Below are 13,820 nucleotides of genomic sequence, written 5' to 3' on the forward strand. Positions count from 1 at the left end.
GCAAGCGCTATTTGCTAAAAACCGGATTGGGTCCAAGTGCATAAAGATAAATAAACAATAGGTTCGCTATTGGCTTTAGCCTCGGCCGCTACCTTTGCGGCCCCTGTTGCCTGTGCCGTGCGCCGCTCGTTTGCTTTCAAAATCACCTTACTTACCCTGGCGTGGCTGATGCTGGCCATTGCCTGCCAGCAGGTGCCCGCCGCGGCATTCTGGCCGGTGGTGTTCGGGGCCCTTACCACGCCGGTCGCCCTGGCCCTGACGGCGCTGCTGGCGCTGTACTGGCTGCGGCGCAATTGGCGGGTGGCCGTTTTGCCCATCCTGGCCCTGGGCCTGACATGGCCCCACGTGCAGCGCGGCCTGGCGCTGCACCCTTCTTACTTGAATGAGGAGGCTGCCGTGAAAACGCAGGATCTAACGGGCGGTCAGACCCTGCGCTCGGCCTTCTTCGTGCCGCAAGGCCAGAACAACGTCTCGCTGCTCTCGGCCAACGTGCGCATTTTCAACGTGTACGCCCAACTGCGCGAAGCCAACAACGCCTCTTCCAAAGACTTCATCCGCTGGCTGGCCCAGAGCCCGGCCGATGTGCTGTGCCTGCAGGAGTACTACAACGAGCCCCGCGGCTCACGCGACGACAAGGACATCTTTCAAACCGACGACCGGCTCGGGCGCGGCAGCGGCCGCCATTCCTTTATCTCGGTCACGCTCACAAACGGCATCGGCGCCGAGTTTGGCTTGGCCATTTTCTCGCGCTTTCCCATCATGCAGCGCGGCACCATTGCCTTCGGCCGCCTTTCGCAAAACCACGCCATGTGGGCCGACCTGGTCCGCCCCGCCAACCGCACCGGCCGGAACCGGCCCGACACCATTCGGGTCTACAACGTGCACCTGCAAAGCATGAGCATGGCCGAAACCGACATCACCGCGGCTACCGAGAGCCGCGCTGGCCTGCGCGCTAAAGCGCCCAACCTGCTCCGCCGCTTCCGCAACGGGGCGGTGGCCCGCGGGGCGCAGGTCGATACCGTGCTGGCGCACCTGGCACGCTCGCCCTACCCCGTGCTGCTCACCGGCGACCTGAACGACCTGCCCTATTCCTACCCCTACGACCAGCTGGCCGACCACCTCCAAAACGCCTGGGCCACCGTGGGCACGGGCATCGGCGCTACCTACAATGGCAAGCTGCCGGGTCTGCGCATCGACCAGCAGTTTGCCAGCCCGCAGTGGGAAGTATTGGGCTGCCGGGTGCACCGGGAAATAAAGTGGAGCGACCATTTTCCCGTAGAAGCGCTGTATCGCCTGCGCTGAACGGTCAACTCCCTTTCTTACCAAGGAGGGGATGCTCAACTGCCAAGTTGAGCCTGGGGTGGTTGAGTCTTTTAACCGAAGGTCGGCGTAGCTAACGAGGTAAGAACGACTGGCGGCAGAACGATTTCAGCCCAACTCGTTCTGCCACGAGTCGTTCAACGACCGCAACAACCCCCGTCCGAGCCCTTGGCTCGAACATCCCCTCCTCGACTGAGGAGGGGAGTTTTCCTCCCGCTACCTTTGCGCCATGCCGCTCTCGCTCTACAACACCCTCACCCGCAAGAAAGAAGAATTCCAGCCCGTGCACGCGCCTCAGGTGGGCGTGTACCTGTGCGGTCCCACCGTATATAGCGAAGCTCACCTGGGCAACGCCCGCGGCCCGGTGGTGTTTGATGTGCTCACGCGCTACCTGCGCCACATGGGCTACCAGGTGCGCTACGTGCGCAACATCACCGACGTGGGGCACCTGGAAAGCGATGCCGACACCGGCGAAGACAAGATGGCCAAAGCCGCCCGCGCGGCCCGCATCGAGCCCATGCAGGTGGCCCAGCACTTTGCCAACCGCTACCGCCAGAACATGCTGGCCCTGGGCTGCCTGCCGCCCGATATTGAGCCGCAAGCCAGTGGCCACATCACCGAGCAGATTGGGCTGATTGAGGAAATCATCGCCAACGGCTTTGGCTACGAAGTCAACGGCTCGGTGTACTTCGACGTGCCCAAATACAACGAGGCCCACCGCTACGGCAAGCTCTCGAACCGCAGCATTGAAGACCAGCTGGGCGGCACCCGCGACACGCTGGCCGGCCAGGACGAAAAGCGCAGCCCGCTGGACTTTGCCCTCTGGAAAAAGGCCGCGCCCGAGCACATCATGCGCTGGCCGTCGCCCTGGGGCGAGGGCTTTCCCGGCTGGCACCTCGAGTGCTCGGCCATGAGCCGCAAGTACCTCGGCGACCTGTCCGACATCCACGGCGGCGGGCTCGACCTCATGTTTCCGCACCACGAGTGCGAAATCGCGCAGTGCCAGGCCAGCGACACCCACACCGACGAGTCGCGGGTGTGGATGCACAACAACATGATAACGGTGAACGGCACCAAGATGAGCAAGAGCCTGGGCAACTTCGTGCTGCTCGGCGACATGTTCAAGGGGCCCGCCGGCCCGCTCGTGCAGGCGTACTCGCCCATGGTGGTGCGCTTCTTCCTGCTGCAGGCCCACTACCGCTCGCCCGTCGACGTGAGCGACGAGGCCCTGCAGGCCGCCCGCAAAGGCTACCGCAAGCTGATGAATGGCCTGCGCCTGCTGGATAAGTTGGTTTCTGGTTCCTCATCTTTCGTTTCTGGTTCCTCGTTGCTTGTTTCTGGTTTAACTGAAAACCAGCAACCAGAAACAAGCAACCAGCAACGAGCAAACAGCAACCAGAAGCCCGGCGACGCCGACCTGCGCAAGCTTCTCGCGGACCTGTTCACGGGCCTCGACGACGACCTGAACACGGCCCGCAGCATCGCCAGCCTGTTCAACCTGCTGCGCAAGTTCAACACCCTGGCCACCACGCCGGCTGCCCTGGCTGAGGTGTCGGGCCCGGTGCTGGCCGAAGCCGTGGCCACGTACCGAACGCTGGTTACCGATATTCTGGGCCTGCAGGACGAGCCCCGTGCTAATGCTGAGCAACTGCTGGAGCTCACCCTGAGCTTTTATTCCGAAGCCAAAGCGGACAAGGCCTACGATAAAGTCGATTTGATTCGGGCGGCCCTCAAAGGCCAGGGCATCGTTATCAAAGACACCAAAGCCGGCGTGGAGTGGGCCTACAGCGAGGAGTAGCCCGACGCTGAAGCAGTAGGGGCGGGGCTTGACCCCGCCCGGCTAATAGAACGACGGCCCAGGTTCGTTCAATATTATCGTTCAATGACGGGCGGGGGCAAGCCCCCGCCCCTACCGCATGATTCTCCGTAACCTCTGCCTTCCCATCGCTGCCCTGGCCGGACTCCTGTTCCTGACCGGCTGCCCGGAAAAAAGCCACCGAAACCCCCGAAGCCACCGCGCCTGCCGAAGCCAAGTTGCCCAAAGCCCCGGTGTTCAACGCCGACTCGGCTTACGCTTTCACGGCCAAACAGGTGGCATTCGGGCCGCGCGTGCCCAACTCCAAGGCGCACGTGGCAACCGGCAACTGGCTGGTGGCCAAATTCAAAAGCTTTGGGCTGAAGGTGATGGAGCAGCCGTTTGAGGCCATGACCTTCGATGGTACCTACATCAAGGGCCGCAACATCATCGCCCAGTACCAGCCGCAGGCCGCCCGCCGCGTGGCCATCTTCGGCCACTGGGACACGCGCCCCTTTGCCGACGCCGACAAGACCAACAAAAACGCCCCCATGGACGGCGCCTCCGACGGTGCCAGCGCCGTGGCCGTGGCCCTGGAAATGGCCCGCGTGCTCAGCCAGCAGCCCGACAGCCTGGCGCCCAACGTGGGCGTCGACTTCATCCTCTTCGACGCCGAAGACTGGGGCCACGACGCGAGCACGCAGTCCGACGTAAAAAACCAGCTTGAAGGCAGCGGCAGCGACTCCTGGTGCCTGGGCTCGCAATATTGGGCCAAGCACCTGCTCCCGGCCAACTACAAGGCCGAGTACGGCGTGCTGCTCGACATGGTGGGCGCCAAGGGCGGCGTCTTCACCCGCGAGGAAACCTCGCGCACCAACGCCCGCTTCGCGCTCGACAAAATCTGGAACGTGGCCTCGCGGCTGGGCTACTCCGACTACTTCCGCTACGAGGATACCGGCGGCATCACCGACGACCACGTGTACACCAACCAGGCCGGCATCCCCACCATCGACATCTACCACCACAACTCGGCCGGCGACTACTTCCCCGCCTACCACCACGCCACCACCGACAACATGAGCATCATCGACCGTAACACCCTCAAGGCCGTGGGCCAGACGGTGCTGCAGGCGCTGTACGTGGAGTAATGCGTTTCCACCCCGCAAATCAGCCCGCCGTGCCGCGTCCCGCGCAGCACGGCGGGCTGTTGCTTTTAGCTCAATGTGAAAAGGCTAAGAAGCAGTTTGCGTTAGTTAGAACGAAGTAGAGACGCAACATTTTGCGTCTGCTCGTACGCGCCTCGTGGGTGTCGTTCAGCGAGGAGACGCAAAATGTTGCGTCTCTACACAGCGCCAGCCGCATCCATGGTCAGGCGCGCACCCTCTGGCCCAACTTCGAGCCGGGCTTCGCGGCCTACCACCAGGGCCATGTTGTCGGCCTCGTGGCCTACGGGGAAGCCGTAGCCCACCGGGAAATGGTAGAGTCCGGCGTAGGAATCGATGATTTCTTCGGCGGCGCTGCCAAAGGGGATGGTGTTGTCGCGCATTTGCGAGAAGTGCCCCACCACTAGTCCGGCCAGCCCGGCCAGTTGCCCGCTGCGGTGCAGGTGCAGCATCATGCGGTCGATGTGGTAGAGGTACTCGTCGAGGTCTTCCAGAAACAGGATGCGCCCGTCGAAGCTGGCCTGCGACGCCGTGCCCGTGATGGTGTGCAGCAGGCTCAGGTTGCCGCCCACCAGGCGGCCGGTGGCAGTGCCGGGCCGGTTGAGCCGGTGCGGCGCCACCTGCAGGGGCAGCGCGGCCTCGCCAAACAGCGCGCGGCGCAGGCTTTCCAGCGCCGCTTCGCCGCCGGCCTGGTGGAACAGCACCGGCATCACGCCGTGGATGCTGGCGTAGCCGAGGCGCAGCAAGTGGCTGTTGAGCACCGTGATGTCGGAGAAGCCGGCTATCCACTTGGGCTGCTGGGGGAAGCGCGAAAAGTCCAGGCCATCTACCAGGCGGGCGGTGCCGTAGCCGCCGCGGGCACACAGAATGGCCCGGATGCTGGGGTCGTCGAGCCTGCTGCTGAAAATCGCGGCGCCGCAGCTCATCGTCGCCGGCAAACTGGTGGTGGTCGCCGTTGATGCTCTCGCCGAGCACCACCTCCAGGCCCCAGCTTTCGAGGGTGGCAATGGCGGGCGCCAGCTCGGCGGCGCTGATTTTGCGGGCGGGACTGACAATGGCCACGCGCTGGCCGTGCTGCAGGGCAGGGGGAAATAAAACCGACATAGGGGAAGAATAAATCGCCTGCAAATAACGCAGGACTTGCCGCCCGGCCGGGGCACATTCCATATGCCGTGCTTGCCGAGTAAGTTTGATGAAAGATTCAGCCCAACCTCAGGGGCTGGTTCTGCGTCAAGCACCAAGCTCGTCTTTCTCTTAATCCCTTTATATGAAGTCTACTTTACTATTCGCCTGGCTGCTGGTTTTCAGCGCCTGGCACACCGCCGCCGCGCAAACCCCCATCGACACCACGGGCGGCCGCTTCTACCAGCCCATCTTCCCGAATGTGAGCGTGAGCACCGTGGCGTACGGCTCGGCTGTTAATTACCTCGGCAACACCCAAACGCTGCTGATGGACGTGTACCAGCCCGCCGGCGATGTAGCAGCCGAGCGGCCGGTTATCATTTTTGCCCACCAGGGAGGCTTTGTGACCGGCTCGCGCGTCGATGCCTACATGGTGAAGGTGTGCACCCAGTTTGCCAAACTGGGCTACGTTACGGCCAGCATCGACTACCGGCTGGGCTTTGTGCCAACGGGCTTGCGAGCCCCGGCCGATACCCCGCAGGTGGCCATAGCGGCCATTCGGGGCATGCAGGACCTGCGCGCCGCGGTGCGCTTCTTCCGTAAAGATGCCGCTACTGCCAATGCGTACCGGGTCAGCCCGAGCCGCATTGTGGCGGGAGGTTCATCGGCGGGGGCCTTTGCCGCGCTGGAAGTGGGCTACCTGGACAAAGCCAGCGAAGTGCCGGCCTATGTGGACCTGGCTGGTCTGGGTGGTATCGAAGGCGCGAGCGGCAACCCCGGCTACTCGAGCGCGGTGTTGGCCGTGCTCAACCTGAGCGGGGCCACCGAGCGGCCCAGCCTCATTGAGCCCGGCAACGCGCCGCTCTACAGCCTGCACGGCACAACCGACACCACCGTGCCGTACCTGCAAGGGAAGGTGGGCTCGCTGCTGCCGCCCAAGTATGTCTTTGGCAGCGGCCGCCTGCACCCCTATGCCACCACGGTGGGCGTGCCCAACACCCTGCGCACGCTGGACGGAGCCGGCCACGTGCCGTACGAAAGCAACGATGCCTATGCCGATATCGCGTTCCGGGACATGCGCGACTTTCTGCGGCCGCTGCTGGTGCCCGTCACGGCGGCGTACCCCAGCCTCGTGATTAGTACGCCCACCAACGTGCCCGCTGGTTCTTATCAGGACATCACCATCAACAGCAGCCAAGCGGTGCTCACCGGCAACATCACGGTGTATGGCAATCTGGTGGTGCGCAGCCAGCCCGGCCAGACGCCCGGCTCGCTGAAAACCAACTGCTTTGTGGTGGACGGCCCCGGCAGCTTTGAGCTGCAGGCCGGCGCCACGCTGCGCATCTGCGACGCCGCGGGCATTGCGGCCACGGGCGCTACCGGGGCCATCCGCAACACCGGCACTCGCACCTTCAGCCCCGATGCCGGCTACGCCTACGAAGGCGCCACCGACCAGGTAACCGGCTCCGGCCTGCCCGCCCAGGTGCGCGAGCTGGAAATAGCCGTGCCCGCCGCCAATGCCGTGGCCCTGACCAACGCACTCAGCATCAGTCAGAAATTTGTGCCCACGAGCGGCTTGCTCAACAACAGCGGCCGCACTGTGACGCTGCTTTCGAGCGCCGCGGGCACAGCCCTGGTCGCCCCCGGCGCCGGCACCCTGAGCAGCGAGCTCACCGTGCAGCGCTACATCGACCCCACCGTAAACAAGGGCCTGGGCTACCGGCACATCGCCTCGCCGCTCGACAACACGACCACGGCGGCGCTGGCCACGGCCACCTTCACACCGGTACTCAATACCGCGTACAACAGCAGTGCCCGGCCCGAGCTTGTGCGGCCCTTCCCCAACGTGTTTGCCTACGAGCAGGAGCGGGTGCTGACCTCGCCGGCCACGAGCTACTCGGCCTTCGATAAAGGCTGGGTGGTGCCCGGCGCGGGCACGGCGCCGCTGGTGCGCGGCCGGGGCTACACCGTGAACCTGGCAGCCGGCCAGACGCTCAACTTCACCGGCCCGCTGACGCGCAACAACGAAGCCATTACTACGACCCTCAGTGGGGCCGTGTCGCCCGACGGCGGCTGGCACCTGCTGGGCAACCCCTTCGCCTCGGCCCTGAACTGGGACAACGTGACGGTGCCTGCGACCATGAGCGCGGCCATGTCCATCTTTGTGAGCACCAGTCAGTACGATGGTCGCTACCGCGCGTACGTGCGGGGCGTGGGCGGTGCCAGCACCGTGCCGCTGGCCCAGGGCTTTTTCGTGCGTTCGCTGGATGCTGCTCCGGTCACCCTCACCCTCCCGCTCGCTTCCCGCATCACGGACTTTGCGGCGGCCAACGTTGCCCAGCTGCAGCGCGGCACCGCCGATGCGCGCCCGCTGCTGCGCCTCACCCTGACCGATGCCGCCCAGGCCGCCGCGTTCGACGAAACTTACCTCTACTTCGAAGCGGGCGCCAGCGCCGGCCCCGATGCCGGCTTCGATGCCTACAAGCTGCCTAACCCCAGCCGCCTGGACCTGGCTTCGGTAGCCGATGGGCAGGAGCTGGCCATCAACGGCTTGCCGCTGCTCACGGCGCCCATCGTCGTGCCGCTCAGCCTCGTGGCTCCCCACACCGGCGCCTACGTGCTGGCCGCCGACCAGCTCCGCAACTTTGCGCTCGGCACCACCATCACCCTGACCGATGCTGTGGCCGGCAGCCGCACCGTGCTGGCGCCCGGCACCGAGTACCGCTTCTCGCTGGCGGGTCTTACGGCGTCGGGCCGCTTTGCCCTGGAGTTCCGCCCCGCCAACGTCACGGCCACCAGCCCGGCGCAGGCCTTGGCCGCTCAGCTGCAGGTATACCCCAACCCGGTTTCGGGCAGCTTCACGGTGCGGCTGCCGCGGCCGGAGGGCAGCAACGGTTCCGTTTCAGCTCAACTCACCAATGCCCTGGGCCAGACGGTGCGCAGCCTGCGGCTGTCGTCTACAGGCAGCCAAACGCTGCAGGCCGAGGTGAACGTGCGCGGCCTCGCGCCGGGCGTGTACCAGCTGCATCTCAACGCGGGCGGTACCCCGGTGGTGCGGCGCGTGGTGGTGCAGTAGCTTGAGCTGCAGCGAGTTTAAAAGGTTGGGCAGCTATTTTAGTAGCTGCCCAACCGGCTCGGGCGAAACACGTTATCGTAGCAGGCCGGCAGCACTTGCGGGCTGTTTATGGGTTGATTCGCCATCCGTCTGCTTGCTATGAAAACACTTCTCCTCCTCTTCGCCTTCGTGCTGCTGAGCGGCTTGCAGGCCGCCACGGCCCAGATTGATACCACGGGCGGGCGCTACTACCGCCCCATTTTCCCCAATGTAACCGTGACGGCGGGCGTGAGCTTTGGCTCCGCGGTGAACTCGGCCGGGGCCACCCAGCAGCTGCTGATGGACATCTACCAGCCCACCGGCGATGCGCTGGCCCAGCGGCCGGTTATCATTTTTGCGCACCAGGGCGGCTTCGTCGTGGGCTCCCGCGCCGACCCTTACATGGTCAGCGTGTGCACCCAGTTTGCCAAGTTGGGCTACGTCACGGCCAGCATCGACTACCGGCTCTTGGACGCGGCTACCATCCTGACGGCTTTCGATTCGGTTAACATTGCCAAGGCGGCCGTACGGGGCATGCAGGATATGCGCGCCGCCGTGCGCTTTTTCCGCCAGGACGCCGCCACCGGCAAAACCTACCGCGTGCAGCCCAACTATATCACCGTGGGCGGGTCGTCGGCGGGGGCCTTTGCCGCGCTGGAAGTGGGCTACCTCGACAAAGCCAGCGAGGTGCCGGCGTACGTAGGAATTGCCGCTCTCGGCGGCATCGAAGGCGCAAGCGGCAACCCCGGCTACTCCAGCGCGGTGCTGGCCGTGCTCAACCTGAGCGGGGCCACCGAAAACCCCGGCCTGATTGAGCCGGGCAATGCCGCCCTGTGCAGCGTGCACGGCACCGCCGATGCCACCGTCCCCTATTTGCAGGGCCGCCTGGGCTCGGTATTCCCACCCAAATACGTGTACGGCAGCGGCCGCCTCCACCCCCGCGCTACGGCGGTGGGCATTCGCAACACGCTGCGCCCCTTGCGCGGGGCCGGCCACGTGCCGTTCGAAAATAACGCCGCTTACGCCGACACCACTTTCCGAACCATTCGCGATTTCCTGCGGCCCGTGCTGGCTCAACCCGGCACGGTGGTCACGGCCCTGAAACCAAATGCCGGCAAAACCGGCTCCGCTCCCCAAGCCTACCCCATCCCGGCCGATGAGGCCGTTCGGGTGGTACTGTCCGAAGCCTGGCCCCTGACCACCGAAGCCGAATTGCTGGATGCCACCGGCCGCGTGGTGCGTACCCTAAGCCCCGGCTCGCGCGACCTGGAGCTGCCCCGGGGCTCCCTCCGCGCCGGGATTTATTGGTTGCGGTTCGCTGGCCAGGTGCCTCTTCGCATCGAGTTCAGGTAGCGTGGCTCCTGTGAATTAAGCTGCAAGAGCGAAAGAGAAAGAACGCGACCTGCGGCCAGGCTCAATGCGCGAAACTGGGCGCGTAGAACAGTTCCAGAAAGTGGGTGATGGCCGCCGTTTCGAGCAGGAAGCCGTCGTGCCCGTAGCGCGAATCCAGCTCGGCGTACATGGCCCCGGGAATGTGGTTGGCCAGCTCCCGCTGCTCATTGAGCGGAAACAGCACGTCGGAGGTAATGCCCAGCACCAGCGTGCGGGCCCCGATACGCCGCAGGGCCGCCGGCACCCCGCCCCGGCCGCGGCCGAGGTGGTGGGTGTCCATGGCGCGGCTCAGGGCCACGTAGCTGTAGGCGTCGAAGCGGGCCACCAGCTTCTCGCCCTGGTAGCGCTGGTAGGTGCTGGCCCGGTGGCTGTTGAGTCGGTCGTCGTCGGGGTCGGTTTGGGTTTCGGCGTAGGCCGAGTAGCTGCGGTAGCTGAGCAGGGCCACGGCCCGGGCCGCACGCAGGCCGTCGTCGCCCCCGCCGTGCTGGCCGGCGGCATAGGTGGGGTCGGCCTCAATGGCCAGCCGCTGCGCTTCGTTGAAGGCAATGCCCCAGGCCGAGTGCCGGGCGTTGGTGGCAATCACCACCAGGTGGTCGAACAAATCCGGCCGCTGCACGGCCCACTCCAGTGCCTGCTGCCCCCGAGCGAGCCGCCAATCAGCGTATGAATGTCCTCGAGTTCCAGCTCCTGGCGCAAGGCCTCGTGGGCCGCCACCAAGTCGCGGATGGTGAGCAGCGGAAAGTGCTGGTAGCGCGGCTGGCCCGTGGCAGGGTCGGCGTCGAGCGGGCCGGTGCTGCCGTAGCAGGAGCCCAGCACGTTGGCGCACACTATGAACCAGTCGGCCGGGTCGAAGTGGCAGCCCGGCCCCACCAGGCCCGCCCACCAGGCTCAACGCGTCGGCGTTGGCCGTGAGGGCGTGGCACACCCACACCACGTTGTCGCGGTCGGCGTTGAGTGGCCCCAGGTGTGGTACGCCACGTGGGCGCCCACCAAGGTTTCCCCGCTTTCGAGGCGAAGGTCAGGAAGGTGAAAAATCTGGTCCATTGTCTTGGGTTGTTGCTGGTTTTTGGTTTCTCGTTGCTGGTTTCTAGTTTCAAGTAGTTTCAAGTTGTCAGCCTGCATATTGCTAGGAACCAGAAACCAGCAACGAGAAACCAGAAAAACTATACCTCCAGGGGTTGGGCGTGCTCGAGCTCAGGCTCGCCTGTTGTCACTTGCTCGGTGGGCCGGGCGTCCGTGTTTCCGATAGCGTCGAAGGCCTGCTGCAAGTCGGCTTTGATGTCTTCAAAATGCTCGATGCCCAGCGAGAGGCGCAGCGAAGTGGGCGTAACGCCGGCGGCTAGCTGCTCGGTGTCGCTCAGCTGCTGGTGCGTGGTGGCCGAGGGCTGGATGATGAGCGTTTTGGCGTCGCCCACGTTGGCCAGGTGGCTGATGAGCTTGAGGTTGTCGATGAACTGCGTGGCCGTTTCCTTGCTGCCTTTCAGCCGGAAGCTGAGCACGCCGCCGTAGCCGCGCTTCAGGTACTTCTGGGCCAGGCGGTGGTAGGGGCTGCTGGCCAGGCCGGGGTAGTTCACGCTCTCTACCTGCGGGTGTTGCTCCAGCCAGTTGGCAATTTTGAGGGCGTTTTCCACGGTGCGGTCCACGCGCAAACTCAGGGTTTCGAGGCCAATGAGCAGCTGCCAGGAGTTGAACGGGCTGATGGCCGGGCCAAAGTCACGCAGGCCTTCCACCCGCGCCCGGATGATGAAGGCGATGTTGCCGAACGGGCCGCCTTTGCCGAATACGTCGTTGAATACCAGACCGTGGTAGCCTTCGCTGGGCTCGGTAAACTGTGGGAACTTGCCGTTGCCGAAGTCGTAGGTGCCGCCGTCCACAATCACGCCGCCCACGCTGGTGCCGTGGCCGCCAATCCACTTCGTGGCCGACTCCACCACGATGTGCGCGCCGTGCTCCAGGGGCCGGAACAGGTAGCCGCCCGCCCCAAAGGTGTTGTCCACAATCAGGGGCAGGTCGTGCTTGTTGGCGATGGCCGCAATGGCCTCGAAATCGGGAATGCTGTAGCTGGGGTTGCCGATGGTTTCCAGGTAGATGGCCTTGGTCTTGTCGTCAATCAGGGTCTCGAAGCTGGCGGGGTTGTCGCCGTCGGCAAAGCGCACCTCGATACCCAGGCGCTTGAACGCCACCTTGAACTGGTTGTAAGTGCCGCCGTACAGGAAAGCCGAGCTCACGAAGTTGTCGCCGGCTTGCAGAATGTTGTTGAGGGCAATGAATTGGGCTGCCTGGCCCGAGCCGGTGGCCAGCGCCGCCACGCCGCCTTCCAGGGCCGCCACGCGCTGCTCAAACACGTCGGTGGTGGGGTTCATCAGGCGGGTGTAGATGTTGCCGAACTCCTTCAGGGCAAACAGGTTGGCGCCGTGTTCGGCGCTTTTAAACACGTAGGACGTGGTTTGGAACAGCGGCACGGCGCGGGCCCCGGTGGTGGGGTCGGGCTGCTGGCCGGCGTGGAGTTGGAGGGTTTCGAAGTGCAGGGGAGAAGCAGACATGATAATGCGATTTTGAAGTGATATAGGACCCGTAAAAACGATAGAAAATGGGCGCTGGTAGGCCTGGAAAGGCAAATAAGAGCGCCGCGAAAACCCCAGGGAAAGCCCGTGCTGTTGGGGTGGCTCAAGCACGCCGAGCGCCGCAAACGGACACACGGCCGCGCACGTCGGCCACCGAAAAAACCACTAAGAGGGGAGGAGAAGCTAAGCCGTTAGAAGGCTAGCGACAACAGCACGGGCCGCAACAACACATTCGCATTCGCTCCATATTTGGAGCAAAGGCCCGGCGGCTGTGGGCCGAAACGAAAAAGCCCGAAACCACGGCGCGCAAAGCAGCCGAAGGAGTCGGGTTAAAAAAGCGAAACGAGAAGAGTTTTCCATGGCACTCGAGTCATATGCCCCATCGTGGCCGAAACCGCAGTGGGTAGGAATTGGCACCTTTCACAGGAAGGAAGGTTGCCAGCGGGTCAGGGAGCCTATTCTCTCGCCGCTTCTGTATAAAACTTAAAACTGCCCGCCGTTAGCAGGGAGTACCCAGTTGGTAAGGGCAAATGTACGGGAGAAATTTTTTTGCGGGCAAGCGAGTGGCGCAAAAATGTTTGAAACGTCTTGCCAAGCGCAGCCGGTGGTACCTCACCCCTTCCGGGCATGGCCCCGGCCTCGGTTCGCTTGATGCGCGAAGCCCGCGGAGAGGGGAGCCACGGCAGAAGAACCAGGCTCAATTTTAAAACAGCAAGGCCCGACTCAATTGAGCCTGGCCTTTTCATTCGATTATATATAACGTCAGGCCCCCCTGTCTTTTGGAGAGGGGCCGGGGCCGTGCCCGGCAGGGGTGAGGTGCCACTCACCATGACGGCCTTTTTAGCTCAACACCGAACCCGTGTAAACACAAAAAAGCCACCCTGAAACAGAGTGGCTTTTCTCACCTTTTTCTGCAAAAAAGTACCTAGAGACTAGGTAGGGTCAACACCTGGCCCACTTCAATGTGGTCAGGGTTGTTGCCGATGAGGCTCTTGTTGGCCTCGTATATCTGGTGCCACTTAGCGGCGTCGCCGTAGTGGTTTTTAGCAATTTTGGAAAGCGAGTCTCCGCTCACTACGGTGTACGTGTTTCCGGTAGCAACCGGATTGTTGGCGGTGTTGTTACCGAAAAAGTCGGTGCCACCAGCAGCCGGCTTGGCGGCGGGCTCTACGGGCTTTTGCTCGCCTTTGTCGCTGAGAAAATCAAAGAGTCCCATGATTAAGTTCAATTAGATGAAAAATAGTAGAGCGTCAGTTGCCCAAAGGCTCGCTGACACGGCACATATACGGGCAAGCTGGGGCGGGGTTTCGTTCTAAACCCTTTTGCGCGTGGTCCGTAAGCCGACGAGCCCACCACCGCGTGGCTTGTTC

General features: G+C 63.8%; 10 protein-coding genes, 1 pseudogene and 1 riboswitch. Of the genes and pseudogenes, 5 read left to right on the forward strand and 6 right to left on the reverse strand.

Features of this window, described 5'->3' with window-relative positions; translation table 11 throughout:
* Window positions 1-117: 117 nt before the first annotated feature.
* The 3 genes from ACFQT0_RS05125 to ACFQT0_RS05135 all read left to right on the forward strand — a co-directional run bounded on the left by ACFQT0_RS05125 (window position 118) and on the right by ACFQT0_RS05135 (window position 4,263).
* Window positions 118-1,302, forward strand: a complete 1,185-nt coding sequence (locus ACFQT0_RS05125; RefSeq protein WP_380200934.1) for an endonuclease/exonuclease/phosphatase family protein — start codon at window positions 118-120, stop codon at window positions 1,300-1,302.
* A gap of 247 nt (window positions 1,303-1,549) precedes the next feature.
* Window positions 1,550-3,118, forward strand: a complete 1,569-nt coding sequence (cysS, locus tag ACFQT0_RS05130; RefSeq protein WP_380200937.1) for a cysteine--tRNA ligase — start codon at window positions 1,550-1,552, stop codon at window positions 3,116-3,118.
* 236 nt (window positions 3,119-3,354) lie between these two features.
* Window positions 3,355-4,263, forward strand: a complete 909-nt coding sequence (locus ACFQT0_RS05135) for a M28 family peptidase (RefSeq protein ID WP_380200939.1) — start codon at window positions 3,355-3,357, stop codon at window positions 4,261-4,263.
* Window positions 4,264-4,457: 194 nt separating this feature from the next.
* Here the strand turns inward: ACFQT0_RS05135 and ACFQT0_RS05140 are convergent, their stop codons facing one another.
* Complete coding sequence (locus ACFQT0_RS05140; RefSeq protein WP_380200942.1) at window positions 4,458-5,204, reverse strand: S66 peptidase family protein; 747 nt, start codon at window positions 5,202-5,204, stop codon at window positions 4,458-4,460.
* A gap of 16 nt (window positions 5,205-5,220) precedes the next feature.
* Window positions 5,221-5,445, reverse strand: a pseudogene (locus tag ACFQT0_RS05145) (hypothetical protein); the annotation flags it as partial.
* Window positions 5,446-5,545: 100 nt separating this feature from the next.
* Here ACFQT0_RS05145 and ACFQT0_RS05150 point away from each other — a divergent pair.
* Together ACFQT0_RS05150 and ACFQT0_RS05155 are read left to right on the forward strand one after the other, a co-directional pair.
* On the forward strand, window positions 5,546-8,476 hold the full coding sequence (locus tag ACFQT0_RS05150; protein ID WP_380200944.1) for a T9SS type A sorting domain-containing protein: 2,931 nt from the start codon (window positions 5,546-5,548) through the stop codon (window positions 8,474-8,476).
* Between the two features lie 138 nt (window positions 8,477-8,614).
* On the forward strand, window positions 8,615-9,847 hold the full coding sequence (locus ACFQT0_RS05155; protein ID WP_380200946.1) for an alpha/beta hydrolase fold domain-containing protein: 1,233 nt from the start codon (window positions 8,615-8,617) through the stop codon (window positions 9,845-9,847).
* 61 nt (window positions 9,848-9,908) lie between these two features.
* Here ACFQT0_RS05155 and ACFQT0_RS05160 read toward each other — a convergent pair whose 3' ends face one another.
* The 4 genes from ACFQT0_RS05160 to ACFQT0_RS05175 all read right to left on the reverse strand — a co-directional run bounded on the left by ACFQT0_RS05160 (window position 9,909) and on the right by ACFQT0_RS05175 (window position 13,666).
* Window positions 9,909-10,502 (reverse strand): hypothetical protein, encoded by a 594-nt coding sequence (locus tag ACFQT0_RS05160; RefSeq protein WP_380200948.1) that lies wholly within the window; start codon window positions 10,500-10,502, stop codon window positions 9,909-9,911.
* Complete coding sequence (locus ACFQT0_RS05165; protein WP_380200950.1) at window positions 10,466-10,756, reverse strand: hypothetical protein; 291 nt, start codon at window positions 10,754-10,756, stop codon at window positions 10,466-10,468. Before ACFQT0_RS05165 ends, ACFQT0_RS05160 begins: the two co-directional genes overlap by 37 nt.
* A gap of 293 nt (window positions 10,757-11,049) precedes the next feature.
* On the reverse strand, window positions 11,050-12,429 hold the full coding sequence (locus ACFQT0_RS05170) for an O-acetylhomoserine aminocarboxypropyltransferase/cysteine synthase family protein (protein ID WP_380200952.1): 1,380 nt from the start codon (window positions 12,427-12,429) through the stop codon (window positions 11,050-11,052).
* Between the two features lie 388 nt (window positions 12,430-12,817).
* Window positions 12,818-12,933, reverse strand: a riboswitch (SAM riboswitch).
* A gap of 442 nt (window positions 12,934-13,375) precedes the next feature.
* Window positions 13,376-13,666: a LysM peptidoglycan-binding domain-containing protein gene (locus ACFQT0_RS05175; protein ID WP_380200954.1), complete on the reverse strand. Its 291-nt coding sequence runs from the start codon at window positions 13,664-13,666 to the stop codon at window positions 13,376-13,378.
* Window positions 13,667-13,820 lie beyond the last annotated feature (154 nt).

The sequence above is a fragment of the Hymenobacter humi genome (assembly GCF_042665855.1).
Classification (GTDB): domain Bacteria; phylum Bacteroidota; class Bacteroidia; order Cytophagales; family Hymenobacteraceae; genus Hymenobacter; species Hymenobacter humi.